This window comes from Rhizobium sp. P38BS-XIX, from assembly GCF_012641435.1.
Classification (GTDB): Bacteria; Pseudomonadota; Alphaproteobacteria; order Rhizobiales; family Rhizobiaceae; genus Rhizobium.
On record NZ_JABAIJ010000001.1, the window covers coordinates 1,329,743 to 1,354,566 of the forward strand.

22 protein-coding genes and 1 other RNA gene are annotated in these 24,824 nt (G+C 59.1%); 10 read left to right on the forward strand and 13 right to left on the reverse strand.

The features are described from left to right. Positions 1-9: 9 nt before the first annotated feature. On the reverse strand, positions 10-603 hold the full coding sequence (locus HGP17_RS06445) for a LysE family translocator (RefSeq protein ID WP_168806990.1): 594 nt from the start codon (positions 601-603) through the stop codon (positions 10-12). A gap of 203 nt (positions 604-806) precedes the next feature. Between HGP17_RS06445 and HGP17_RS06450 the strand changes: the two genes are divergently transcribed. Next, a complete protein-coding gene (locus tag HGP17_RS06450) occupies positions 807-1,655 on the forward strand; it encodes an aldo/keto reductase (protein ID WP_348648902.1) in 849 nt (282 codons plus the stop codon). A 55-nt stretch (positions 1,656-1,710) separates the two neighbouring features. Here HGP17_RS06450 and HGP17_RS06455 read toward each other — a convergent pair whose 3' ends face one another. From HGP17_RS06455 to HGP17_RS06465, 3 genes are all read right to left on the reverse strand, one after another. After that, the gene (locus HGP17_RS06455) at positions 1,711-2,742 is read right to left on the reverse strand and encodes a capsular biosynthesis protein (RefSeq protein WP_348648903.1); all 1,032 of its coding nucleotides are present in this window, start codon (positions 2,740-2,742) and stop codon (positions 1,711-1,713) included. A gap of 142 nt (positions 2,743-2,884) precedes the next feature. Continuing rightward, the gene (gene ilvN, locus HGP17_RS06460) at positions 2,885-3,457 is read right to left on the reverse strand and encodes an acetolactate synthase small subunit (RefSeq protein WP_168807003.1); all 573 of its coding nucleotides are present in this window, start codon (positions 3,455-3,457) and stop codon (positions 2,885-2,887) included. Between the two features lie 85 nt (positions 3,458-3,542). After that, positions 3,543-5,336: an acetolactate synthase 3 large subunit gene (locus tag HGP17_RS06465; protein WP_168807005.1), complete on the reverse strand. Its 1,794-nt coding sequence runs from the start codon at positions 5,334-5,336 to the stop codon at positions 3,543-3,545. A 329-nt stretch (positions 5,337-5,665) separates the two neighbouring features. Here HGP17_RS06465 and HGP17_RS06470 point away from each other — a divergent pair, with 329 nt between their 5' ends. After that, entirely contained in the window at positions 5,666-7,693 is a 2,028-nt protein-coding gene (locus HGP17_RS06470; protein ID WP_168807007.1) for a DUF87 domain-containing protein, read from the forward strand. A gap of 3 nt (positions 7,694-7,696) precedes the next feature. On the opposite strand, the gene miaA is transcribed toward HGP17_RS06470, so the two are convergent. Beyond that, the gene (gene miaA / locus HGP17_RS06475) at positions 7,697-8,584 is read right to left on the reverse strand and encodes a tRNA (adenosine(37)-N6)-dimethylallyltransferase MiaA (protein ID WP_246703959.1); all 888 of its coding nucleotides are present in this window, start codon (positions 8,582-8,584) and stop codon (positions 7,697-7,699) included. 13 nt (positions 8,585-8,597) lie between these two features. Here miaA and serB point away from each other — a divergent pair, with 13 nt between their 5' ends. From serB to HGP17_RS06490, 3 genes are read left to right on the forward strand one after another with little or no spacing between them, the layout of a single operon-like run. Continuing rightward, positions 8,598-9,488, forward strand: coding sequence for a phosphoserine phosphatase SerB (gene serB, locus HGP17_RS06480; protein WP_168807011.1), 891 nt, complete (start codon positions 8,598-8,600; stop codon positions 9,486-9,488). Between the two features lie 33 nt (positions 9,489-9,521). Next, complete coding sequence (locus HGP17_RS06485) at positions 9,522-10,085, forward strand: GNAT family N-acetyltransferase (RefSeq protein WP_168807013.1); 564 nt, start codon at positions 9,522-9,524, stop codon at positions 10,083-10,085. Next, complete coding sequence (locus HGP17_RS06490) at positions 10,082-10,660, forward strand: GNAT family N-acetyltransferase (RefSeq protein WP_168807015.1); 579 nt, start codon at positions 10,082-10,084, stop codon at positions 10,658-10,660. Before HGP17_RS06485 ends, HGP17_RS06490 begins: the two co-directional genes overlap by 4 nt. Position 10,661: 1 nt before the next feature. Here HGP17_RS06490 and HGP17_RS06495 read toward each other — a convergent pair whose 3' ends face one another. The 6 genes from HGP17_RS06495 to HGP17_RS06520 form a co-directional block, all read right to left on the reverse strand. Continuing rightward, positions 10,662-12,374, reverse strand: coding sequence for a DegQ family serine endoprotease (locus HGP17_RS06495; RefSeq protein ID WP_168807017.1), 1,713 nt, complete (start codon positions 12,372-12,374; stop codon positions 10,662-10,664). Positions 12,375-12,565: 191 nt separating this feature from the next. Continuing rightward, positions 12,566-13,504 carry a protease modulator HflC gene (locus tag HGP17_RS06500; RefSeq protein WP_168807019.1) on the reverse strand — a complete coding sequence of 313 codons (939 nt, stop codon included), beginning with the start codon at positions 13,502-13,504 and terminating at the stop codon, positions 12,566-12,568. After that, complete coding sequence (gene hflK, locus HGP17_RS06505) at positions 13,504-14,628, reverse strand: FtsH protease activity modulator HflK (protein WP_168807021.1); 1,125 nt, start codon at positions 14,626-14,628, stop codon at positions 13,504-13,506. Before hflK ends, HGP17_RS06500 begins: the two co-directional genes overlap by 1 nt. 176 nt (positions 14,629-14,804) lie before the next feature. Continuing rightward, positions 14,805-15,323 carry a dihydrofolate reductase gene (locus tag HGP17_RS06510; RefSeq protein WP_168807023.1) on the reverse strand — a complete coding sequence of 173 codons (519 nt, stop codon included), beginning with the start codon at positions 15,321-15,323 and terminating at the stop codon, positions 14,805-14,807. A gap of 104 nt (positions 15,324-15,427) precedes the next feature. After that, on the reverse strand, positions 15,428-16,264 hold the full coding sequence (locus HGP17_RS06515) for an NAD(P)-dependent oxidoreductase (protein WP_168808122.1): 837 nt from the start codon (positions 16,262-16,264) through the stop codon (positions 15,428-15,430). Positions 16,265-16,419: 155 nt separating this feature from the next. Next, positions 16,420-16,986 carry an XRE family transcriptional regulator gene (locus HGP17_RS06520; protein WP_168807025.1) on the reverse strand — a complete coding sequence of 189 codons (567 nt, stop codon included), beginning with the start codon at positions 16,984-16,986 and terminating at the stop codon, positions 16,420-16,422. Positions 16,987-17,272: 286 nt separating this feature from the next. On the opposite strand from HGP17_RS06520, the gene HGP17_RS06525 reads away from it, so the two are divergent. Next, entirely contained in the window at positions 17,273-17,800 is a 528-nt protein-coding gene (locus tag HGP17_RS06525; RefSeq protein WP_168807027.1) for a GNAT family N-acetyltransferase, read from the forward strand. A 168-nt stretch (positions 17,801-17,968) separates the two neighbouring features. On the opposite strand, the gene HGP17_RS06530 is transcribed toward HGP17_RS06525, so the two are convergent. Beyond that, on the reverse strand, positions 17,969-18,889 hold the full coding sequence (locus HGP17_RS06530; RefSeq protein ID WP_168807029.1) for a thymidylate synthase: 921 nt from the start codon (positions 18,887-18,889) through the stop codon (positions 17,969-17,971). 200 nt (positions 18,890-19,089) lie between these two features. Between HGP17_RS06530 and ssrA the strand changes: the two genes are divergently transcribed. The 4 genes from ssrA (at position 19,090) to HGP17_RS06550 (ending at position 20,654) form a co-directional block, all read left to right on the forward strand. Further along, positions 19,090-19,460, forward strand: a transfer-messenger RNA (tmRNA) gene (gene ssrA / locus HGP17_RS06535). Positions 19,461-19,581: 121 nt separating this feature from the next. Beyond that, on the forward strand, positions 19,582-20,088 hold the full coding sequence (locus tag HGP17_RS06540) for an SspB family protein (RefSeq protein ID WP_168807031.1): 507 nt from the start codon (positions 19,582-19,584) through the stop codon (positions 20,086-20,088). Between the two features lie 53 nt (positions 20,089-20,141). Further along, entirely contained in the window at positions 20,142-20,336 is a 195-nt protein-coding gene (locus tag HGP17_RS06545) for a DUF4169 family protein (RefSeq protein ID WP_168807033.1), read from the forward strand. 105 nt (positions 20,337-20,441) lie between these two features. After that, on the forward strand, positions 20,442-20,654 hold the full coding sequence (locus HGP17_RS06550; protein WP_168807035.1) for a ribbon-helix-helix domain-containing protein: 213 nt from the start codon (positions 20,442-20,444) through the stop codon (positions 20,652-20,654). A gap of 188 nt (positions 20,655-20,842) precedes the next feature. Here HGP17_RS06550 and HGP17_RS06555 read toward each other — a convergent pair whose 3' ends face one another. Then, positions 20,843-24,613, reverse strand: coding sequence for an AsmA family protein (locus HGP17_RS06555; RefSeq protein WP_168807037.1), 3,771 nt, complete (start codon positions 24,611-24,613; stop codon positions 20,843-20,845). Positions 24,614-24,824: the final 211 nt, after the last annotated feature.

Below are 24,824 nucleotides of genomic sequence, written 5' to 3' on the forward strand. Positions count from 1 at the left end.
TCTTGGCCGTTACTTTAGCATTGGCCAGAGACTGAGCACCAGCAGGACGGCCATGGTTATATTGAACCATTTCAGCCGGACGGGATCGGACAGCCAATCGCGCAGGACAGAGCCGAAGCCGGCCCAGGTCGATACGCTCGGCACGTTCACAGCCGCGAACGCAAAGCCGACGAGGAGAACCGTGAAGAGGTAGAGCTGCTCGTTGGTGTAGGTGGCCATGGCAGTGACAGCCATCACCCATGCCTTGGGATTGACCCATTGAAACGCGGCAGCACTGATGAAACTCATCGGCTGTGCATCGCCCTCCGCCTCGCTCAGACTGCGGGATGTTCCGATCTTCCAGGCGATCCAGACGAGATAGGCGCCGCCGGCAAATTTCAGCACGGTGTAGAGCACGGGCACTGTATGCAAAAGTGCGCCCAGTCCCAACCCCACGGCAATCAGTAGCACAAAAAAGCCGACGCCGATGCCAAGCATGTGCGGAATCGTGCGTCGGAAACCGAAATTCACGCCGGAGGTAAACAACATCATGTTGTTCGGTCCGGGTGTGATCGAGGTCGTGAATGCGAAAAGTAGTAGAGCCAGAAATGTATCCAGCGCCATGATGCCTCCTAGGACACCGTATCGTGACAAGGCGGCATCCGAAATTCTTCCTCACGCGCACAAAAAAGTGACGACGCATGACGATGCGACATTAGTTCGCCGGCCATACGAAAGCCATAGGGCGATTGTCACCGTGACAGAGTGGGTGTCGATTGAAATCCAATTGAACGCCCCTATCCTTCGGTTTTCTTGAGCGAGGAAAGATCATGCGCGAACCAATCCCCACCGTCACCCTCCCCTCCGGCATCCTGGTTCCGGCGCTTGGCCAGGGGACATGGAACATGGGTGAGAATGCCGCAAGCGCCCGGGACGAGATCGCCAGCCTCAAGACCGGCCTCGATCTCGGCATGACATTGATCGACACGGCGGAAATGTATGCCGATGGCGGCTCGGAAGAAGTGGTCGGCAAGGCGATCGAAGGACGGCGCGACGAGGTCTTCCTGGTCAGCAAAGTCTATCCCGCCAATGCCAGCCGCAAGGGCGCTGTCGAAGCTTGCGAACGAAGCCTGAGGCGCCTGAACACCGATCGCATCGATCTCTATCTGCTGCATTGGCGCGGCAACTACCCGCTTGCAGAAACGGTGGAAGCTTTCGAGGGCCTGAAGGCGGCGGGCAAGATCGAGGCCTGGGGCGTTTCGAATTTCGATGTCGACGATATGGATGAGCTACTTTCCGTGCCGAACGGCGGCAATGTCGCGGTCAACCAGGTGCTCTATAATCTTTCCCGGCGCGGCATCGAATACGACCTTTTGCCCTGGTGCCAGGAGCGCAGCATTCCGATCATGGCTTATTCGCCGATCGAACAGGGCCGGTTGCTCCATCACCCAGAACTCATCCGTGTCGCCAAGACCTATCAGGCAACTCCAGCCCAGATCGCCCTCGCCTTCCTGCTGGAGCGCGATGGCGTCATGCCGATCCCGAAAACCTCGAACGCGCGGCGCATCGAGGAGAACCGCGACGCGATCGATGTCGATATCAGCGATGAGGATTGGGCCGTCCTCGACGCCGCCTTCCCGCCGCCGTCACGAAAGAAATCATTGGAAATGCTGTAGTCTTAACGCTTGCGCAATTGCGGACGGAAAACCTGCAGCTTTTCCTGCAATTGCTTTAGGTAGCCGCCTTCTGCTGCGCCACGATCAGGTCGATCGCCCGGAACACATCCATCTCGCGCCAGTCGCTGGGATCTCGGTAGGTCGGATACAAAGAAAAGGCGGCAGCGGCAATCTGATCGACGGTACGCCGCTTCGTCCGACGGCCGGCGAGCGTCGCCTTGGTATAAACGCCGAAATGATCTTCGGTCACGCCCCAGCCCGCATAAAACGGCGCGGCATAACAACGAACCGGGATGCCCCTCAAAAGCGCATCGAACCCGAACTGGCTGGAGACCGTCCAGACCTCATCAACGACTTCGAGGACCGAGGCCACCGAGACGGCATCATCAAGCAACACGGCATTTCCCAGGGAAACGCCATCCGTAAGATACCCCTTACGAAGCCCCGCCATGACATCGGGATGGGTGCGGATCAGGCATTGTGCATCGCTTGCGAGCGCATCCGCCAGCATCTTTTCGAAAGAAGCTTTCGAGCCGAGCGCCCGGCCGACCGAGACATCACCGACGACCTGATCAACCAGCAAAATACGCCGTCTCGTCGTCCGCTCGATATTGGGCTGTCGGTGTGAAAGGTGATTGTACTTGGAAAGCTTGTGGCGAACGATCTGCTCGCGGATGCTGCGGCCGAATTCTCCGACGTCCCCCGCACCCTCGATCAATCGCTCGAGCCGTGACGGCCTTTGCGCATCGACAGGCAAGCCAAGATCATCGATGACGATAGACAGAGGAATGGCGCCGGATTTGCCGAGCCCCACCGAGCGCAGGAAGCCATCTTCCAGATGCCAGTGCCTGAGTTGACGCAGACGCGCGATACGGCCTGCGAGCTTGGCCGGCGCACGGCCGCCCCAGGATACGATGCCGCCTATCCCGGGAGAAAGAATGGAAGCAAGCTTCCGCGAGCCGAAATAATGTCCAAGCCACGGAAAATCACCCCGGACGAACAGGGCAGCACCAAGACGCATATCATCAGGCGGATGCCATGGCTTTCTCCCGATCTCGGGCAAAGTCTCGCCGGCAAGAACTTCCACCATATTCTCCCGCTGCAGATAACATCGCCGCCCCAGGCCGGGCGCAACAAAAGATAGAGCGGTTCAATGCTTCGCGGAAGCACTGAACCGCTCCGATTTTTAGCGCAGTTCGTTACGAAAGCCGGTCAACGCAGACGGCCTATTACATTCCCTGCGAACCGCGGTTCATCGCGGCGATGCCGGTGCGGCACACTTCGATCAGGCCGAGCGGCTTGATGATGGCGATGAACTGGTCGATCTTCGAAGACTTGCCGGTAATTTCGAGAATGAAATGCTCGACGGTCGCATCCACCACCTTGGCGTGGAAGGCATCGGCCAGCCGCAGCGTTTCTGCGCGCATCTCGCCACTTCCGGTCACCTTCAGCAGCGCCACTTCGCGCTCGATCGGCCGTTCCTGGCCGAGTTCGCGGGCGCGCACCGTCAGATCGACGACGCGGTGAACGGGAACGATGCGCTCGAGTTGAGCCTTAATCTGCTCCAGCACCTGCGGCGTACCGCGCGTGACGATGGTGATGCGCGAAAGATGCGCCTGATGCTCGGTTTCCGAGACCGTCAGGCTCTCGATGTTGTAGCCGCGACCGGAGAATAGGCCGATGACGCGGGCGAGAACGCCGGGCTCGTTGTCGACAAGCACCGAAAGCGTATGGTTTTCCGCCACGGCTGTTTCCGGCGAAATGAAATATGCGGAGCCCGTGGGTTGAAGGTGTGCGTTCATTATCCTTGTTCCGTTTCCTCGGTTTTTGTTCGATATGCCGGAATGATCTGCCGGGGCGCAGCTCGCGCCACGTCCCGGCTATCGATCAAACCAGCTGGCGGCCCTTTGCGTCGATCGCGTTGGCGACGGCCTCATCGGTCGCTTCATCAGGCAGCAGCATTTCATTGTGTGCCTTGCCCGAGGGGATCATCGGGAAGCAGTTGGCGAGATTGGCAACACGGCAATCGAAGATGACCGGCTTGTCGACGTCGATCATCTCTTGAATGGCGGCATCGAGGTCGCCCGGCTTTTCGCACCGCAGGCCAACGGCGCCATAGGCTTCCGCGAGCTTGACGAAATCCGGCATCGCTTCCGTATAGGAATTGGAGAGACGATTGCCGTGCAGCAGCTGCTGCCACTGGCGAACCATGCCCATGTACTGGTTGTTGAGGATGAAGATCTTGATCGGCGCATTGTGCTGGATGGCCGCCGACATTTCCTGAATGCACATCTGGATCGAGGCATCACCGGCGATGTCGATGACCAGGCTTTCCGGATGGGCGATCTGAACGCCCAGTGCAGCCGGCAAGCCGTAGCCCATCGTGCCGAGACCGCCCGAGGTCATCCAGCGGTTCGGCTGTTCGAAGCCGTAGAACTGCGCCGCCCACATCTGGTGCTGACCGACTTCGGTGGTGATGTAGGTGTCGCGATGTTTGGTCAGCTCATAAAGGCGCTGGATCGCATATTGCGGCATGATGACGTCGTCGCTCGGCTTGTAAGCAAAGGAATTACGCGCGCGCCAGCGGGTAACGTCAGTCCACCAATCGCCGAGACGATCGGCTGCGGGCTTCTGCGGCAGCGCGCGCCACAAACGAACCATGTCTTCCAGAACATTGCCGACATCGCCGAGAATGCCGACATCGACGCGGACGTTCTTGTTGATGGATGAGGGATCGATATCGATATGGATCTTCTTCGAATTCGGCGAGAAGGCATTCAGGCGGCCGGTAATACGGTCGTCGAAGCGTGCGCCGATGCAGACCATGACGTCGCAGTCATGCATCGCCATATTGGCTTCGTAGGAACCGTGCATGCCGAGCATACCGAGCCAATTCTTGCCGGATGCCGGATAGGCGCCGAGGCCCATCAGCGTCGAGGTGATCGGGAAATCGGTGAGTTCGACCAGCTCGCGCAGCAGCTTGCAGGCTTCCGGACCGGAATTGACGACGCCTCCGCCGGAATAGATGACCGGACGACGGGCATTCTTCATCAGCTCGATCGCCTGGGTGATCTTGTTGATATCGCCCTGGATCTTCGGCTGATAGCTCTTCTGAACGTGATGGGCTTCCGGCGGCGTGTAGGTGCCGGTTGCGAACTGAATATCCTTCGGAATGTCGACGACGACAGGACCCGGACGGCCCGTCTGCGCGATGCGGAAAGCTTCGTGGATGACGGCCGCCAGCTCGTTGACGTCCTTGACCAGCCAGTTGTGCTTCGTGCAAGGGCGCGTGATGCCGACGGTGTCGCATTCCTGGAACGCGTCCGAGCCGATCAGCGTCGTCGGAACCTGGCCGCTCAGGCAGACGAGCGGGATCGAATCCATCAAGGCGTCCTGCAACGGCGTCACCGCATTGGTCGCACCGGGACCGGAGGTAACCAGCATGACGCCGACCTTGCCGGTGGAGCGGGCATAGCCTTCGGCCGCGTGGCCGGCACCCTGCTCGTGACGAACGAGAATATGCTTGACGTCGTCCTGCTGGAAAATCTCGTCATAGATCGGAAGCACTGCGCCGCCCGGATAACCAAAGATGTGTTCGACGCCGTTGTCCTTGAGCGCCCGCAACACGATCTCCGCGCCTGTCATTCGATTGCTGCTCGCCTGATTATCTGTGCCGGTCATACGTTTGTTCCGCTTGTCTGCTGGAGGTTTGGAAGAATGAAATCTCGATTTCGGGCATAAAAAAAGGCCCCTTGGGGAGCCTGTCATCTAGCGCATGGGTGGCTATCGCCGGATGGTTACACCATCCTGCCCATGCGCCTTCCCACCACGATAAGAACGATCGAGTTATTCATGGCGCGAAGTGATAGACAGAAAATTTCCAAGCGTCAACGCGTGAAGCAATAAAAAATCGCGCACCGCAGCGTACCCCATAAAAAGTATGATGTAGCGACAGGGTTTTGTTAAGCCGCATTCCCTATGCTCCCCCATCTAAAGCTTGGGGTAGCCGTTTGCTCAATAATGATCTGCAGACGTCGGGTAAGGCGGGAGACCTTGATCGCCGCGACAGACTGAAGCCGGGAAATCGCTTTCTTGGCCGCGTTGTCGCGTGCAATGGCTCGAGAGCCACGATCGCTGCCGTCGCCGAAGACGGCGGAACCGACCTCACCGAACTTTGGTCCGTCGGCAAGCTGATCTCCATCAGTGTGGGAACCAACCGCGTCGCTGCGCTCGTCTATTCCATGAACACCAACAGTATCGGCTGGGGCGAAGGACAGGACAATCTCTTTCGTATCGAAGTCGAACTGCTGGGCGAAGTGCGAGTGGAGCCGGACGGCCGCGAAGAGTTTTCGAGCGGCATTTCCTCCTATCCCTATCTCGGCGCCATCGCGCACCGCATTCGCGCCGCCGACCTGATGCGCATTTTCGATGCCGGCAAGGGCAGCAGCTGTGTCATCGGCAAGCTGACGCAGGACGAGAGCATCGACGCCGCCATCCATATCCCCTCGATGCTGTCGAAGCATTTCGCCGTCGTCGGCTCGACCGGTGTGGGCAAGTCGACGGCGGTCTCGCTGCTGCTGCAAAAGGCCATCAGCGCCGATCCCAAGCTGCGGGTTCTCATCCTCGACCCGCACAACGAATTCGCCGCCGCCTTTCCAAGGCATGCCGTGGTCATCGATACCGATACGCTCGACCTGCCCTTTTGGCTGATGCGGCTGGAAGAGTTCAGCGAAGTCGTCTTTCGTGGCCGACCGGCAATTGCCGAGGAACTTGACGCGTTGCGCGATCTCATTCCTGAAGCGCGGCGCGCCTTCCGCGGCAGCGATTCAAGCCTGATGCGCCGTCAGACGGAAAAATCGTCCATTACGGCGGATACGCCGGTTCCATACCGCATGGCGGATCTGCTGGCGCTGATCGACGAACGTATCGGCCGCCTCGAAGGCCGGCAGGAAAAGCCGCACCTGCGCTCGCTGAAGATGCGCATCATCTCGGCGATCAACGATCCACGCTATCACTTCATGTTCTCCAACAACACGATCACCGATACGATCATGGAGACCATCGCCAAGATCTTCCGCATTCCGGGCGATGGAAAGCCGATCTGCACCTTCCAGCTCGCCGGCATCCCCTCGGAAGTTATCAACTCTGTTGCCTCCGTCCTCTGCCGCATGGCCTTCGAACTGGCGCTCTGGAGCGACGGCGCGATCCATATGCTTGTCGTCTGCGAAGAGGCACACCGCTACATTCCCGCCGACCCGACGCTCGGCTTCTTCCCGACGCGGCAAGCCATTGCACGTATCGCCAAGGAAGGCCGCAAATACGGCGTCTCGCTCGGCATCATCACGCAGCGTCCCGGTGAACTGGATCAGACGATCCTGTCGCAGTGCTCGACACTCTTTGCCATGCGCCTCGCCAACGACCGCGACCAGGACATTATCCGCTCCGCCATTCCGAACTCGTCGATCTCGACCACCAGCTTCCTGTCGTCTATCGGCAATGGCGAAGCCATCGCCTTTGGCGAAGCCATTGCCGTGCCGATGCGCATGCGCTTTTCCCGTGTCGATGAGCGGTTGCTGCCCAAGGCCAGCGGCAGCGTGGCAAGGACGACCGAAGAATCTCCCGATACCGTCGATCTGCGCACGATTATCAGCCGCATGCGGTCGGTATCCGGCCCGGATATTTCCGCTCTGCAGCAAGGGTTCAACGGCTCCGCAGAGCTGGCCGCCGACATCAGGAACACCATCGACGATACGCCTGCAGAGCCGACTTCGTGGCGCCAACCGGAAGCCGTATCACCGCCTCCGGAACCGTACCGCCCGGATATGCTGCCTCGTACGACAGCCCAGCCTGCTCCGGTTCAGACGTCGATAGACAGCAGGCTTTCGGAGCTCCGCCGCGAATTCCGTGGTGAGGAGACCTCGGCCACCCGCGCTATCCCGACGAGAGACGCGCCTTCGTCGCTGCGCCGCGAACCCGGTCTGTCGCTTCGCGACAGCATTCTCAAGAAGCCGCTCAGCAGCCTTTACGACAAGGATTGACGGTCAGGCCGCCGGATCGAAACGCTCCCAGCTGTGATCCATCTGATTGCGAAACCAGGTCATCTGCCGCTTGGCATATTGCCGCGTTGCTGCCGCTCCCGTCTCGATAACCTCATCCCGTTTCATCTCGCCGTTCAGCATGGCGGCAATCTGCGACACGCCTATCGCCTTCATGACCGGCATTTCCGGTGGCAATTTCAGCTTGAGCAGAGATCGCACCTCGTCTTCAGCACCCATCGCCAGCATCTTTTCAAAACGCCCGTTGATGCGCTGATGCAAAACGGTGCGGTCCGGCAGGACGACGATCTTTCGCGCTCGGTCGGGATCGATCACGACAGGTCCGGTCTTGCCCTGAAACGCGGCGATGGACTGCCCCGTCGCCTCGATCACCTCCAGAGCGCGAACGATGCGCTGACCATCCTGCGGATTGAGACTGTCCGCAACCGAACCATCTCGCGCCGCCAATTCGCGATGCAAATCCTCCGGGCCTTCTTCCAGGAGACGTGCCCTGAGGCGACTCCGTATTTCCGGGGGGATGGTCGGCATATCCGAAAGGCCTCCGGTCAGCGCCTTGAAGTAAAGCCCTGTTCCGCCAACGAAAACCGGCAATCGTCCGTCGTTGCGCAAACGCTCGACAAGATCGGTTGCCTCGCGCAGCCACACACCGGTGGAGTACGCCTGGCCCGCCGGGACATGACCGTAAAGATGGTGCGCAACGCCTTCCATATCCTCGTCCGACGGCCGTGCGGTCAGCACTCGCAATGTGTCATAGACCTGCATGCTATCGGCATTGATGACGACGCCATCGTGCAAACGCGCCAACTCAACCGCCAGCGCGGACTTGCCGCTGGCGGTCGGCCCGGTTATCAGGATCGCGTCGATATTGCTCATAAGGTTTCTGCTCATGGCCTTCGTTGCCACGCTTATTGCCAGTCCGTCAAACCCCGTTCTTGTTCCGGCTATCGCCGAAAAGGCGGCCGAAGCCGTCAAAGCGTCCGGGCTCTACTGGCTGGCCGATGGCATTGCCTGCGACATAGCCTTGCGAGACGATACCGACCTTGAGGCCGCAGAGGCCAATATTCTTGCGGCAATCGGAAGTGAGCCGATCGATCTGGTGATCCAAAATGCCGAAACGCGACGCAAGAAACTACTGATTGCCGACATGGACTCCACCATGATCGGCCAGGAATGCATCGATGAACTGGCCGCGGAAGTCGGCTTGAAAGACAAGGTGGCCGATATTACCGCTCGCGCCATGAACGGCGAAATCGCATTCGAACCGGCCTTGCGGGAACGCGTCGCGCTATTGAAGGGGTTGCCGCTTTCGGTGGTCGATGAGGTCATTGCCAAGCGCATCACGCTGACGCCTGGCGGCCCCGAACTGATCGCCACCATGAAGGCGAAGGGCTATTATGCGGCGCTCGTCTCTGGCGGCTTCACCGTCTTTACCAGTCGCATTGCAGCAACACTCGGCTTCGACGAAGATCGCGCCAACATTCTGCTCGAAGAGAACGGCATTCTCACGGGTCTCGTCGAGGAACCCATTCTCGGCAAGCAGGCCAAGGTCGATGCGCTGAACGATATTGCCAAAAAGCTCGGCATCTCCACCGATGATGCCCTGGCGGTCGGCGATGGCGCCAATGACCTCGGCATGTTGCAGCTGGCTGGCTCCGGTGTAGCCTTGCATGCCAAGCCGACGGTCTCCGCACAGGCGAGGATACGCATCGACCACGGCGACCTGACTGCACTGCTCTATCTTCAGGGCTATCGCAAGACCGACTTCATCAAACCATAGGACCGGCAAATACTGTCGATATCGGGGCCATAGATGATCATTACGGAAACTGAAAGGCTCATCCTGCGCAACTGGCGCGAAACAGACCGAGATCTGGCCTACGAGATCAATTCCGACGACGCCGTCATGGAGTTCTTTCCCTTCCGTCGCAACCGCGCGGAAGCGGATGCTTTCTATGATCGCGTCCATACGATGATTTCCGAAACCGGCCTTGGTCTTTACCTGTTGGAACTCAAGGACAGTGGCGAGCCAATCGGCTATTGCGGCCTGATGCCGACAAATCATCTCGAGCCGTTCATTCCGGCCGGAACGGTTGAAATCGGCTGGCGACTGGTTAGACGGCAATGGGGAAAAGGCCTCGTGACGGAAGCCGCAACGGCCTTGCTGTCTCATGGGTTCGAAACGCTCAGACTGGACGAAATCATATCCTTTGCCGTGCGTGACAATGTGCGATCGACGGCGGTCATGGAGCGGATTGGCATGCATCGGGTCATCGGTGGCGATTTCGACCACCCTAGTGTTCCGAATAGCCATCCCCATCTGAAACCGCATGTTCTCTATCGCCTGACGGCGGCAGACTGGCGTAACGGGCGGTGATTCCAATAGAAACATCCCGGCTGCTATTGCGGCCGTGCCGGGATGAGGATCACGATCTGTTTTACGAACTCAGTTCCGATCCCGCCGTTCTCGAGTTCTTTCCCTTTCGGCGCAGCCGCGAAGACGCCGATGCGGTCTTCTCCATGATCCTTGCAGCTCTGCCGGAGCCTGGCTTCGAGCTTCTGGTGATGGTCTTGAAGCAAAGCGGCAAAGCGATCGGCCTGTGCGGTCTCTCCAGACCACAACTTGAGCCCCATCTACCTGGCGACGCCGTGGAAATCGGCTGGCGGATTTCAGCACGTCATTGGCGCAACGGCTATGCCACCGAAGCCAGCGCGGCGCTTTTGAGCCACGCATTCGAACTATTGGAAATTGCTGAGATATTTTCGATCGCTGTCCACGACAATCGAAACGCTCTGGCCGTCATGCGGAAATTAGGCCTGCGCCCTGATCCAGCCAGAGATTTTGACCATCCGCACATTCCCGATACGCATCCGCATTTGAAACGTCACGTCGTCTACCGCCTGAGCGCCGCCGACTGGCGGTCGCTGCAGGCAGGTCGAGAGACAGGCTGAGCTATTCCAGCGGGACGGCGATGAAGCGCAAGTCACCATTCGGAGACGCGATCATCATCTGCGCATTGCGGCGCCCTTCCCGCTTCAGCGATGACACCTTGTCCGAGGCGGCACTGGGCGTCTGGACGAATTCCTGCGCGACTTCCACGACGACGTCGCCGGGCTTCAAGCCCTTTTCGGCAGCCGCGGATCCCGGCGCAACCTCGGTGATGACAACACCGTCCACGCTGTCGGCAATCCCGAAGCTCTTGCGGTTTTCGGCACTCAAGGTTGCCAGCTTCATGCCAAGCACCGCCGAATTTGTCTGAGCTGGCGGCTCTGCCTGCGGCGATTGCTGCTGGCTGTCGCCCTGATCCTGGCCATCCATGCCGTCGTCATCACCATCGTCTCCCTGATCGGGATTGATGACGCCGCCATTGTCGCCCTTGTCATTCGGTGCAAGCTGCGGTTTCTTGCCCTTATCGGTGTTTGCCGCTGCCTGGTCGCTATCTTCCAACCGACCGAGCGTGACCTTGACCGTCTGCTCCTTGCCGTCACGGAAGACGACGACATCGACTTCCTTGCCGACCGGGCTCTCGGCAACGACGCGCGACAGATCACGCATCTCCTCGACATCCTTGCCATCGAATTTCAGGATGACATCGCCCGCCTTGATCGAGCCGTTGTCGACGGGACCACCCTTGATCACGCCCGCCACGAGCGCACCCTTGGCGCTGCCAAGTCCCAGGCTGTTGGCGACATCATCCGTAACGGGCTGTATGCGCACGCCGAGCCAGCCACGGCGAGTCTCGCCGAAATCCCTGAGCTGATTGACGACGCCTTCCGCCAGCTCAGACGGCACGGCAAAGCCGATGCCGATGGAGCCGCCGCTCGGGGAAATGATGGCGGTATTGATGCCGATCACCTCGCCCTTCATGTTGAACAGCGGGCCGCCGGAATTGCCCTTGTTGATGGCCGCGTCGGTTTGGATGAAATTGTCATAAGGGCCGGCATTGATGTTACGGCCACGTGCCGAGACAATGCCGATCGTCACCGAACCGCCGAGGCCGAAGGGATTACCGATGGCCATCACCCAATCGCCGATGCGCATCTTGGACGAATCGCCAAACTTCACGGCCGTGAGCGGACGCTTCGGCTCCACCTTGAGTACGGAAAGGTCGGTCTTCGTGTCGGTGCCGATCAGCTTCGCCTTCAGCTTGGTGCCGTTGGGGAAGATCGCTTCGATATCGTCGGCGCCTTCGATAACGTGGTTGTTGGTAACGATGTAACCGGAGGGATCGATAACGAAACCGGAACCGAGGGAGCTTACCTTCCGGTTGCTGTCGTCATTATCGCGGTTCTTGAAAAAGTCGTTGAAGAAATCCTGAAACGGCGAGTTGTCCGGAACCTTCGGTGTGGCCGGTCCATCGCCCTCATCCTTCACCTTTTGCGACGTCGAAATATTGACCACGGCATCGAGCAGACCCGAAGCCAGATCCGCCACGGATGCGGGGCCAGCATTCATCGCCGGATTCATCGTCATCGTCGGTGTGTTTGCCGGTGGTGTCTGGCTGTTGTTGGTGGCTGGCGGCGTCTGCGCGCCGGCTGCGGCACCGCTATTCTGCGCCTGAGCGAAAGCCTGTTCCGCGCCGCCCACAACTGGACCTGCAATCAACGCTATGCTGGCCAGCAAAGCAAACGAACGTCTGAAAGGCAGGCGATTGGTCGAAGCCATCAGGCATCCTCATTGAAAAAGGGAAATCTTGTATAAGCATCAACATAAGGCGGAATGATGAAGCGTGAAATCACCTTTTTGCGATATCCCCGAACCTCCATTCCACCCATGGTTCTATGGTAGAGCCGACATCGCTTAAGACAAGGAAAGGGCCGCCGTTAGGCAGCCCTTCAAGTGTTTCAGAAGACGTGTCAGTTGCCTGACGGCGCCGGATTGGCGAGTGCCGGGGTGCTCGTATCGGGAGCGGCGCCGGCCGGATTGTCGAAGAACTTGAAGAAGTCCGACTTGTTCGGCGGCAGCACGAGCGTCTTTCCGCCCGAGCCAAGCGCCTTGTTATAGGCGGCCATCGAACGATAGAACTCGTAGAAGTTCGGATCGCGCTTGGAAGCGTCGGCAAAGATGGCATTCCGCTGGGCTTCGCCTTCGCCACGCAGCACTTCCGAGTCCTTACGCGCATCCGCGACGATCTCGACCACCTGACGATCCGCAATTGCGCGGCGACGCTGACCTTCTTCGTTACCACGCGCGCGGATCAGTTCTGCTTCCGCCAGACGCTCGGCCTTCATGCGGTCGTAGGTCTGCTGCGACACTTCCTGGGTCAGGTCGGTGCGGCGGATGCGGACATCCTCGATATTGAGGCCGAGTGATTCCGCATCGCGATGCAGATCGTCACGTACTTCGGTCATCATCGACGCACGTTCGTTCGAAAGCGCTGCTTCGAAGTTTCGCAGACCGTAGACACGACGCAGGGCAGCATCGAGGCGGGTTCTCAGGCGCGATTCCGCTGCGTCGCGATCGCCCGATACAGTCTCGCGGAACTTGCGAGCATCCTTGATCTTGTAGACCACGAAGGCATCGACTTCATAGAACTTGCCGCCCGAAACCTGGACGCGGATGTTGTCCAGATCGAAGCGAAGTTCCTGCCGCTGAATATACTGGACGCGATCGGCATCCATGAAGGCAAATGGCAGCTTGAAGTAAAGGCCCGGCTCCGTCTTGACGGCGCGGATCTGGCCGAAGCGCAGGACGATCGCCTGCTCCTTGGCATTCACCACGAAGACCGACGAGTAGATCAGCAGCAGCACGACCGCAAATGCGATAAGAATGGCTGGCAAACGGCTGGACGTCATTATTTGGCCTCCGGCTGAGTTGCTGTCGTGGGCTTGGTCGCCTGCGTCGCGGACTGTTTGCCCACTTCGTTCAGAGGCAGGTAAGGAACGACACCCTGCTTGTCGTCGATGATGACGCTGTTGGAATTGCCGATAACGGCCTCCATGGTTTCAAGGAACAACCGCTTGCGGGTGACCTCAGGTGCCTTGGCGTATTCGTTGTAGATCGAGATGAAACGCTGCGCTTCACCCTGCGCTTCCTTGACGACACGGTCCTTATAGGCCGCGGCTTCTTCACGGATCTGCGCAGCGCGGCCGCGAGCCTGACCAAGCTGCTGGTTGGCGTACTGATTGGCCTCTTCGACCTGCTGATCTTCGTTCTGTTCGGCACGCTGAACTTCATCGAAGGCATCGGCCACTTCGCGTGGCGGTGAGACATCCTCGATCGGCACGGCATTGATGGAGATGCCTGTGGCATAACGATCAATCGTGTCCTGGATAATGTTTCTGACCTCGGTCGCGATTTCCTGACGCTTGTCGCGGTAAACGTCCTGAGCCGGACGACGGCCGACGACCTCACGCATCGCGCTTTCCGCAACCTGCTGCAAAGTCTCGTCGGGGGTCTCGAGATTGAACAGATAGGATTGCGGATTGGTCACGGTGTAGAGCACCGAGAACTGCACGTTGACGATGTTCTGATCGCCCGTCAGCATCAAGCCGCTGGTGGAACCGGCGCTGGAACGGCTGCCGATATTGCGCTGCTGCTCGGTAACCTTGACGAACTCGACACGATCGACCGGCCAGAAATGGAAGTGAAGACCCGGCATCGAGACTTCTTCGCGCGGCTTGCCGAAACGAAGTTCGACGCCACGCTCGTCCGGCTGCACGGTATAGATGCACTGGATCAGCCAGAAGACGGCGATCACTGCGATGATGATGAGTACGACGCCTGCATTGAAGCCGCCGGGCACGAAACCTTTCAATCGGTCCTGACCGCGGCGAATTATATCTTCAAGGTCCGGAGGTCCTCCATTGCCGCCACCGCGCGGCCGGTTTGGTCCTTGCCCCCAAGGCCCCTGATTATTTCCGCCGCCACCGCCGCCCCATGGGCCGCCGCCGCCGCCATTCTGATTGCTCCAAGGCATCAAAACCTCTTTGTTTGTTGACTCCCGAAATCGCGCCGAGCGGTTGGAATTCTTGGCTCGAGATCCCCACGCGGCAGCGATTGCTTCCCGTTATAGGTATCGAAGCACCTGCTTTCAACGAGACTTGAGGAAGTTCGTCGGATTCACTGGAAAATATTTGATTTTCGCGGCCGGCTTCACGCCCGCCGTCGGTTGTAAATGACAAACCGCGTCGGATAAGTATCCTTCTCGCCAGCCGGTACGGCAAGCTCGCTTTCCTCGGTCCATAGGCCGGGATCGATCGTGGGAAAGGACGTATCGCCCTCTATATCGGCTTCGACATGGGTGATCAGCAGTCTGTCCGCCAGGGCAATTGCCTGCCGATAGATTTCGCCGCCGCCGAGAATACACAGTTCGTCGCTGCCGCTTTCCACCGCAAGACGTGACGCCAAATCGAGCGCCGCATCGAGGGAATGCGCCACCGTGACGCCCTCGGGCGCAAAATTTTCGTCACGGGTGATGATCACGTTCGGCCGGCCGGGAAGCGGCCTTCCGATGGACTGAAACGTCTTCCTGCCCATGACCACAGGCTTGCCGAGCGTCATTGCCTTGAAACGCTTGAGGTCAGAGGACAAACGCCAGGGCATGTCGCCGTCACGCCCGATAATCCCGTTCCGCGAGACGGCGACAACGATGGTTTTGAGCGGTTGGGTCATGCGTCTACCTCGATAACAATCGCCGCTTCAGGAACGAATCGACTTTTCCACTGCGCGCATGATAGACGCGGCGATGGATGAAAAGCATCTGTTTGATCGCGCGATCAGCGACCGCCATTGAGCGTGTCGAGTTGACCTGCCAGAGCGCCGCCGCTCTCTCTATCCATGGCCATCTTCCGATAGAGGCCGGCCATGCCCTTGAAGATCAATGCGGCGGGGTCGTCTTCACCAAGGAAATCGGCGATTTCCTCCATTTCGGCAACCCAGCGATAGGCCTTGGGATACATATCCGGAATTCCCTTGACCAACTTGGCATCCAGATCCGGCAGGCTTTCCTGAAGTTCGCGCTTCAGGGCTTCATCCGCCCCCGAGCAGATGGCGGCAAGCAGCATTGCCGTTCCAAGACCCGTCACACCCTTGTTGATGCCGGCGTAGCACATCTTCAGCGCCGATGCCGCGCCCAGCGGACCGTCGATACGGCGCACCTGAAGTCCGCGTTCCGAAAGGATGGCGGTGATATCCGCATCGTCGCCGCAGACATAGAGCTTCGGGCCCTTTCCCCCGGATTTCGGCGGACCGCCGATGATGGATCCATCCAGCACGATGCCACAATCATGGCCGAAAATTGCCGCGACCTGCGTCATCGTCTGCGGCGAGATTGCATTGCAATCCATGAACGTCGCCTTGGAGCCGCACCGGCGCATCGCGCCTGCGACCGCCTCGGCCACATCCACGGCATGCGCGGGCGGCACGATGGATAAGATGAGATCCGTTGCAGCGAGTCTATCCAACTCGACCGGCTGCATGCCCGCCGATTTGGCCCGCTCGACGGTCTCAGCCGAGCGCCCCTCAAGGTAGGTCAGCACTTTCGCGCCGTTTTCGACTAGGCGTCCCGCAATCGCACTCCCCATTGCGCCGGCTCCGATGACTGCAATCTCCAAGGCCACTCTCCCTTCCTCTCAGCAAAGCCAACACCATAGTCCCTTGCCGGCTGGGCGACGAGCGAAATGCCTCGCAGTCACGATAAGTTTGACTGGTGTTGGCGGGAGCTAAATTCGCCCGCCCCGAGGCAGTCGCAAAAGAAACGGAGGTCGCATCAAACGTTGCGAAGAACGAGAACCGCATAGATGCAGCGCCTGTCGCTCTCGTTCCTGAAGACACAATTCGTCGGAGGTCCGAGCTCGAGACAATCACCGGCCGACATTCTGTGGCTGGTATCGCCTTCCAGAAAGGTAAGCTCGCCCTCCAGCACCCATATGAGCTGCCGCATGAAGGCGTAGGCCGATGCCGGCATGGGTACTTCCGCCCCCACAGGCAATTCTATACGCACGAGATCCAGCGGCAGATCGGACTTGGGCGAAACATGCCGTCGCTCGTAACCGGTTTGCGGATCGACCCAGACCGGCTGATCCGCCATTTTCAGGAAACGTCCCTGCTGCATCTCCGCACGCGCCATCAAGGTCGACATGCTCAAGCTGAAAGCTCCGGACAGCTTACCCAACAGCGTCGCCGTCGGACTGCTCTCGCCACGCTCGATCTTGTGGATCATGGCGCGGGAAACAGCGGACCTCTCCGCCAGCTCGGTCAACGACCAGCCGCGGCTTTCTCGTTCGATGCGAATACGGGCGCCGATGCGGCTATCGATATCATAAATCTGGGACATCGTGATACTATAGTGGACACTTGCGCTGATAACAATCCGGCTTCCATCTTCGACTCGCCGATAGCCTGCGTCGTGAAAGGCCTTGGTAATCTAGGAGAAACAGACGAAAATCCACATGCTCATCATATTTCACCGGGGATTATGGGAGGTCGTGACGAATTGCAAGCTTGATGAGGCTCCCGGTTACCATAATAATATAGTGGACAGACACCAAAATCGGTGTATGACAGCATTTTCGAGCAGATTATACGCTCATCCAATGTGATGGACAGTTACGGAGTCAGCGATGCAAATTCGCGATGCGAAAGACGACGATCTCACGGGGATAACCGCGATCTATAACGACGCCGTCGCCAATACCGCCGCGATCTGGAACGAGACGCAGGTCGATATCGTCAACCGCAGGCAATGGCTGCAGGATCGACACAAGCTCGGCTATCCGGTGCTGGTAGCGGCCGACGAGAGTGGCGACGTTATCGGCTACGCCTCCTTCGGTGACTGGCGCGCCTTCGATGGCTATCGGCACACGGTCGAGCATTCCGTCTATGTCCGCAACGACCAATATCGCGGCGGCATCGGCAAGGCACTCATGATCGAACTGATTGGACGCGCCCGGGCAATCGGCAAGCATGCCATGGTGGCGGGTATCGAGGCAGGAAACGAGGCCTCGATCCGCCTGCACGAGAAGCTAGGCTTCCAGCAGGTCGGACTGCTCCCGCAGGTCGGCACCAAATTCGGGCGCTGGCTCGATCTGGCGTTTCTGCAGCTCCTGCTCGATGAGCGCACCGACCCCGATGCCAAGCCGGCCGTCTGAGGCCAGGGTTGACCGCGTTGCCTGTCATCCTGGTTTCGCGACAAGCGCTTTACCGGCCATTCTGAAACGGCAAGATCCACAGGGCTGTAAGCCCTACTGCCTTAGCCTGCAGCTTGCCGGAGCATTCCTTTTCGTCAGCCGCACCGTTCTCGCGGCCCGTCGATACACCTAAACGGCCACCTCGGCCGCGATGGCGGCGTGTGGTTCATACCCCACGACTTCGAAATCCTCGATGCGATAGCCGTCGATGCTTTCGGGGCGACGCAACAGACGAAGGCTCGGAAATGGCTTCGGCTCGCGGCTCAACTGTTCACGGATCGCATCGAGATGGTTGAGATAGAGGTGGACGTCGCCCCCCGACCAAACCACCTCGCCCAGATCCATATCCACCTGCTGCGCGACCATGGCCAGCAACGCCGCCTGTTGGCTGATGTTGAAGGGATTGCCAAGGAAAAGGTCGCAGGAGCGCTGGAACACCATCAGGCTCAAACGCGGTCTCGTGCCGTCTTCCGCCGAAATATTCGAGACATGGAACTGATAGACCATATGGCAGGGATGCAGCGCCATATCGGTGAGCTCGCCGACATTCCACGCATGGAAGATCATGCGGCGGCTGCTGGGATTGGTCTTCAGCTCCTGAATGACCGATGCCACCTGATCGTGCACCCGTCCCTCGGCATCGCGCCACTGCCGCCACTGCTTGCCATAGACAGGGCCGAGGTCACCCCATTGAAGGGCGAAAGCCTCGTCCTCCAGGATGCGCTTCTCGAAGCTGACCTGATCGATATCCTCGCCGGTGGCCTTGCGATATTTCGCCAGCGGCCAGTCACTCCAGATCCGCACATTCTCCTTGAGGAGATTGCGGATATTGGTGTCGCCGGTGAGGAACCAGAGCATTTCCTTGATGGCGAGCTTCCAGTAGACGCGCTTGGTGGTGAAGATCGGGATCTGGCCCTTCGACAGATCGAAACGCATCATCGCACCGAGACCACTCAAGGTGCCCACGCCCGTGCGGTCGATCCGGCGATCGCCATGCGCGAGCAGGTGCTCCATCAGGTCGAGATATTGATACTCCGGGTGACGAGCCATCTTCCGCTCCGCGATCGCTTGAGGGTCTTGAAGCGGCATAAGAGCACCCGCGGCCGACTGCCGCCGCACGCCCGGCCGATTCCTTGCTTGCGATTTTAGTGACAAGCCGAGACGAAACCAACCGCGCCTGAGCGTAATTCAGCCAAATCTCTTCGCTGCTGACCCAAACCGATGATTTCAACGAAGCATTTATGACAATTCCCCTTCCCTTCGCCCACGGAAAACACTATATCAGCCGTGCCGGTCTTCGGGCCGGCTATGGCGATAAATGAGCGGTGTAATAAACCTATTGGACCCGGGGGCGGTACCCGGCGCCTCCACCAAAAACCGGCCGGTGACATTCACGGCAGACCGGCTTTTGATGGGGGCGAAACAGGATCGACAAGGGTGTAAAGATCGACTTTTCGCTCGGCATTGTACCACCGTTATCGGGCTAAAATTGTAGTTGCAAACGACAACTATGCGGAAGCTCGTCTCGCTGCTTAATCGCGGTGTGACACTTCAAATAAAGTCCTAAGGGGTCGCACTCTTAGGCGGGGTTCGAAGGCACCTGGCAACAGAAGCCTTCACCTTATCCTTCAGTGCTATATTATACTATGACGAGACGACGACTCGCGCATGGGGCTTTTCCGGCAGCGTTCGGCGTGGCATAAGCCTTAAAAAAAACATGGGCTAACGAAAGACAGGAAAGCATGGCGCAGGATCATATCCGCTACGACATTTTGGCACAGGACGCCCTGCGTGGAGTAATCCGCAAGGTGTTGACCGAGGTCGGCGCCACCGGCCGTCTGCCCGGTGACCATCATTTCTTCATTACCTTCCTCACCGGCGCTCCCGGCGTTCGCATATCGCAGCACTTGAAGTCGAAGTATCCGGAGCAGATGACCATCGTCATCCAGCATCAATTCTGGGATCTGAAAATCACCGAAAGCCTGTTCGAAATCGGCCTGTCCTTCTCGGATGTTCCCGAAAAGCTGGTGATCCCGTTCAATGCGATCCGCGGCTTCTACGACCCCTCCGTCAACTTCGAACTGGAGTTCGATGTGCCTTTGGCAGACGAGGAGGAAATCGAAACCAGCGAGATCACCGCCTACCCGGTTCCGGCCGAGGGCGCGGAAGAGCCCGCAGCGCAGAAGGAAGGCGAGGAAAAGAAGCCGGGTTCGGTTGTCTCCCTCGATGCATTCCGAAAGAAGCAGTAAGACCTGTTGGGGAAGCATTTGCTTCCCCTTTCCAATTGGGAAGAGGAAGTCCGATGAGCGCGGAAATCGTCAATCTGCGTCAGTTTCGCAAGAAGCAGGTTCGCTCAGAGAAGGAAAAGCAGGCCGAGCAGAATCGCATCAGCTTCGGCCGAACCAAGACAGAAAAGAATCTCACCAAAGCGCTCAACGACAAGGCTTCAAAGACCCATGAAGCAGGCCGCATTGAGCCTCCGAAATCAGACGAGTAACGGCAACGCCGGCAAAAAAACTTCATAAATCAGTTGCTTGCTCCCGCATTTTGAATCATTTTTAGAAACACCCCCGCCCTCTCCGATTTTTTGATCGATCTGCCGATGATCCGTAAACATTCCGCGACGCTGCATGGCCATCGCACAAGCTTCTCCCTTGAGGATGCCTTCTGGACAGAGCTGAAGGCGATCGCCACTGCGCGCGGCATCTCGCTTGCGGCACTAATTTCTGAAATCGATGATGGGCGCGAGGCAGGCAGCAATCTGTCTTCTGCGCTGCGCCTTTATGTCCTCAAGTGGCTGAAAGAGCGCAACTAGCCACTCCAGACAAGCGCGTTGCCACCACCATAGCGAAATCGCGCGAAAGCAAAGCGATGGGGCAACACCTTCGTTATTCGAAGCACAGCTCAAAGGCTGTCGTCCCCGACCTCGGGGGCAGACGTAGACTAATCAACAAAAACCACGGGATCGCAACCGCGAGCAATCAACGCCCTGCGGAGCCAAGACTATTGGGCCGTTCCCGGCGTCATATTGAGATTCAGTGGTGGCACATTCGCCGGGGCTTGGCTATTCGGCACGGGTGATGGCTGTGCCTCGGCCTTGGCGCGAGCATCGGCGGCGGCCTTCGCCTTGGCGTCCTCTTCAGCTTGCTTCGCCTTTGCCTCTTGCTCGGCCTGCTGAGCCTTGGCAGCGTCCTCCGCCTGCTTTTGAGCGGCGGCTTGACGTGCCAAGTCGCGCAAACGGACCTCTTCAGCACGCCGTTGCTGCTCGATGGCTGCATCCCGCTGGCGTTGCGCCTCGCGCGCGACAGCGGTGTATTTATAAAGGGCAACTTCGCGCCGAAGCCGCTGCTTCTCAAGTACATTGGCTTGCAGGCGCTCGACACGCCGGCGCTCCCGCTCGAACGCACGCACCGAAAGGAAACTGGTAACATCGGTCACATCCATCGTGCGACCGGGTGAGGCCAGAGAGCCGGCAAAATCAAGACGCAGAGCCGGTTCAGCACCGCTCTGCGCTTCAGCCGCAGCATTGAAAGTGACGCCAAGCGATCCGCGCAAACGCTCGTCCGGCAGGCTGATTTCCGCATTGCCGGAGAGTTTCGCCAGATCGTTGCTGGACGCGATATTCGTGGCGCGCGCGACACCGGCGGAAATATTGAACGGGATGCTGGCCGCCGGCAACACGGCTTCGCCGTTGTTGAGCAGCGTCTGTACGATCGGCAGCACCTTGTCGGCCGTGATATCGCCCTGGATCTGATCCGTCGCCGACAGCAAAGGCGGCAACACCGAGAGATTGAGGCCGCGGACATGCGTCTCGCCAAGCTTCGCCTCACCCGAACCACTGGCATTGGCCGCGAGTTCCGCAACGCTCTTGCCACTGGCTTCGACACTCATTCCAAGACCGAAGCGGCCCGTCGCCAACGGCGCGCCATCGCGCTGCCAGGCGACTGCGGCCAGATCGCCGTTTGCCAGATTGAGCTTGGTCTGCATCAGCCCGGTGCCATCGGAATTAGCCATCATCAGGCTGCCGCTCAGCGTGCCGCCATTCCATCCACCGCTGACATCGTTCAGCCGCAGTTCCTCACCCTTGTAGACGGCATTCCCGGTAAAGTTGGAGATCGGGCCGAATATGCCGGGCCACAATTGTTTTGCCGATAGCTTGACGCCGATATCGAGGCCTGTGAAGGCCGGCAATCCAAGCTTCTCCTTGGAGAGATTGCCCGTCTTGGCGTCCGTTATCGGCCCATAGATCGCTTCAGCCAGCCAGCTCAGATCCGCCTTGTCGAGGGCCAGTTCACCCGTTGCCTTGATACTCGGTGCTTTCCGATCGAAGGTCAGCACACCCGAGACATTGTTGTCGGCAAGCACACCCTTCATATCGGAGAACGCGATCTTCTCGGGGCTGAGGGCCGCATTTGCCTGGAATTTGACCGGCAGGCCGGTCCCCATCTGCGGCGTGCCGATACCGTTCATGACGAAATAGGGGTCCAGATCGGCGCTTTCGAGCGACAGGGCAATATTGCCGTTGAGAAAGTTGTCGGGACGCACATCGACCTTGCCGGTCGCCGTGAACGAAGTCTTGTCCGTCGCAAACGTCAAGGCCGCGTCCGCCGGATCGGTGCCGGTTGCCGATACCTTCAGCGTCAGACGGCCATTGGCATCCGCCTCGACAGGCAAGGGATCGAGACCGGCCTGGCCGAAGAGAATGGACGTGATCGAATTTTCAAGCGTGCCTTCCAGGGTCGTCGTACCCTTGCCGGTAAACGCCGAGAGATCGGACATGCGATAATCGAAATTGACGCGGCTGCCGTTCGAGACGCCAGCGAGCGTCACGGTCAAGGCATTGTCCTGATCGCCGCCAAGCGTCACGGCACCGCGAAGCGCCGTATTTCCATACCAGGCAGCGTTGCGCACCAGCCGGTCCATGACAGGATGATGCGGCAGATGCTGCCGCATCATCTCGAAGAAGGGACCGGGATCGGCGGCCTTGAAGGTGATCTCGCCGGATCCCTTGTAGTCTGATGGCGAACCGTCGGCGCGTCCCGTCGCGGTGATCTCCGCGCCGGCGACATTGCGAACGGAAAGCTTGTCGAGCGTGAGCGCACCGCTCGCGATAGAGAAGGACGTATCGACGTCCTCCGCCGGCACGCCAAAGGCCATGAACTTGCCGGACTTCAGATGCGCGGTAATGCGATGGCTGAACAGGGAATCGCTGCCATCCTGACCGGTAAACAGCCCCGTCAGTGCTCGCAGGGCATCGAGATCGAATGCATCGCCGGTCAGATCGACGGCGAGCGTCGGCGGGTTCTTGTCGTTTGCCGAATTCGGCGCCCGGCGATCGATATGCCCCTTCAGAGTCGCCGGCCCCACAGCGATCTCAAGATTATCGAAACGCTGCTCCTCGTGACGCAAACTGACGTCGGCTGAGAAACCTGCCTGCCGCAGTTGACGGATCGCGGGATCGACAGAACCGACGAGCCAGGACGCCAAGCCGGACGGTTGATTGGAAGCAACGACCAGATTGCCGATAAAATTCGGCTCGCCCTGCAGCATGAGATTGCCCCGCGCCTCGACTTGGGTGCGGCCCGGCAGAGTTCCGATCGCATGATCGATCTTCCACCCCGTCCCTGCGGGTTCCAGATCCATCTGGACATCGCGAACGGTCGTATCGCCGGCAACGATCGCCGGCAGGCGGAACGTCGCTTTGCCGGGCACTTGCGGCACCGGAATTTCCGCTGCGATCGCAATCAGACTATTCAGTCGCTGGCGTGCCGAGATCGCCGGATTCCGGTTGGTCTTGCCATTGGAACCCTTGTTGTTGCCCAGGCGATTGACGTCGATTTGCTGGCCGTCGGCGGTCAGCAGGAATTCCGGCTTCGTGCCGGTATCCAGCGTCGCCTCGCCCGTGACGACATAGGGGTCGTCGGCGCCGCCAACTTCCAGGCGATATTCTGGCACCCGAATACGATCGTTGGTCAGCTCAAATCGGCCCTTGAAGCGAGGCTGCGCCTTCTGCTCAGCCGGATCGTGGGACTGCTTGTCGTCGATCCCTGCCGTAAAGGAGCCCATATAGTCCGGCTTGCTGTCGACGAGCTTCAGCTCGCCGTCCAGATCGACGTTGACCGGATGGCGATCCGGCATCAGCCGGGTGCGAACGCGCAGGACGCCATTGTCGTCAGGCTGGCTGCTGGAGATCGTGAAGTTGCCATGCTCGCCGTCAAGCGCCGCATCGCCTTCGATACGCCATGGGCCAGCCAGAGACTTGGCGGACATTTCCGCATTGAGGCCCGCGACATGCCGGGTCCGGCCGGATTGCTCGTCGATAAAAAGCACGTCGCCGTCTTCGACATGAACGCTTTCAAGCACCACCGACTTGGCGGGAATCTCGGGCTGGCTGCCGCGCATCCAGTCCAGAGTCCCGTCTTTCGCCAGGCGCAAGCGCACCTTCGGCTTCGACACGCGCATATCGAAAATCAGCGCCTCGCCGGAAAGGAACGGCGCAAGCTCGGCATCCATGGAGAATTCGGCAATCTGGACCAGCGGCGTGCCGTCAGCCTCCTGGCCGACACGGACATCGTGCAAGGTGACGGATGGAAACGGTAGGAGGCGCGCATCGACGGTACCGTGCACGGTTACCTTTTTGCCGATGATCCGGCTCGCCTGATCCTCGAAATTCTTGCGAAAATCGGTCCAGTCTATGAAGAGCGGAGCAAGCAGCGCCACGAACAGCACCACCACGAGCAATCCACCCAGAAAAACCAGGACCCTACCTAACAATGCGCACCGTCTCCAATCTGCATTCCAAATAAACGATCAACCGTAACCTATTCGAGCACATACACCAGATCGCCCCGAATAAGCACGCTTCTATCGAACCTCATTGCAAAATCGCATCATTTTTATGAAGCCTGCGGCGTGATTTAGCGCATCCCCGCAGCTTTCCATGACCTGAGTTGGGAAAAGTGCCCGTAGCCTAGCGCCATTCACG

Excerpts from the sequence above, each read along its gene's own strand:
- HGP17_RS06445 (WP_168806990.1), bottom strand. The coding sequence starts at position 603 with ATGGCGCTGGATACATTTCTGGCTCTACTACTTTTCGCATTCACGACC.
- ilvN (WP_168807003.1), bottom strand. The coding sequence starts at position 3,457 with ATGAACGCACACCTTCAACCCACGGGCTCCGCATATTTCATTTCGCCG.
- HGP17_RS06465 (WP_168807005.1), bottom strand. The coding sequence starts at position 5,336 with ATGACCGGCACAGATAATCAGGCGAGCAGCAATCGAATGACAGGCGCG.
- miaA (WP_246703959.1), bottom strand. The coding sequence starts at position 8,584 with ATGAGCAATATCGACGCGATCCTGATAACCGGGCCGACCGCCAGCGGC.
- serB (WP_168807011.1), top strand. The coding sequence starts at position 8,598 with ATGGCCTTCGTTGCCACGCTTATTGCCAGTCCGTCAAACCCCGTTCTT.
- HGP17_RS06485 (WP_168807013.1), top strand. The coding sequence starts at position 9,522 with ATGATCATTACGGAAACTGAAAGGCTCATCCTGCGCAACTGGCGCGAA.
- HGP17_RS06495 (WP_168807017.1), bottom strand. The coding sequence starts at position 12,374 with ATGGCTTCGACCAATCGCCTGCCTTTCAGACGTTCGTTTGCTTTGCTG.
- HGP17_RS06500 (WP_168807019.1), bottom strand. The coding sequence starts at position 13,504 with ATGACGTCCAGCCGTTTGCCAGCCATTCTTATCGCATTTGCGGTCGTG.
- hflK (WP_168807021.1), bottom strand. The coding sequence starts at position 14,628 with ATGCCTTGGAGCAATCAGAATGGCGGCGGCGGCGGCCCATGGGGCGGC.
- HGP17_RS06510 (WP_168807023.1), bottom strand. The coding sequence starts at position 15,323 with ATGACCCAACCGCTCAAAACCATCGTTGTCGCCGTCTCGCGGAACGGG.
- HGP17_RS06520 (WP_168807025.1), bottom strand. The coding sequence starts at position 16,986 with ATGTCCCAGATTTATGATATCGATAGCCGCATCGGCGCCCGTATTCGC.
- HGP17_RS06525 (WP_168807027.1), top strand. The coding sequence starts at position 17,273 with ATGCAAATTCGCGATGCGAAAGACGACGATCTCACGGGGATAACCGCG.
- HGP17_RS06530 (WP_168807029.1), bottom strand. The coding sequence starts at position 18,889 with ATGGCTCGTCACCCGGAGTATCAATATCTCGACCTGATGGAGCACCTG.
- HGP17_RS06540 (WP_168807031.1), top strand. The coding sequence starts at position 19,582 with ATGGCGCAGGATCATATCCGCTACGACATTTTGGCACAGGACGCCCTG.
- HGP17_RS06545 (WP_168807033.1), top strand. The coding sequence starts at position 20,142 with ATGAGCGCGGAAATCGTCAATCTGCGTCAGTTTCGCAAGAAGCAGGTT.
- HGP17_RS06550 (WP_168807035.1), top strand. The coding sequence starts at position 20,442 with ATGATCCGTAAACATTCCGCGACGCTGCATGGCCATCGCACAAGCTTC.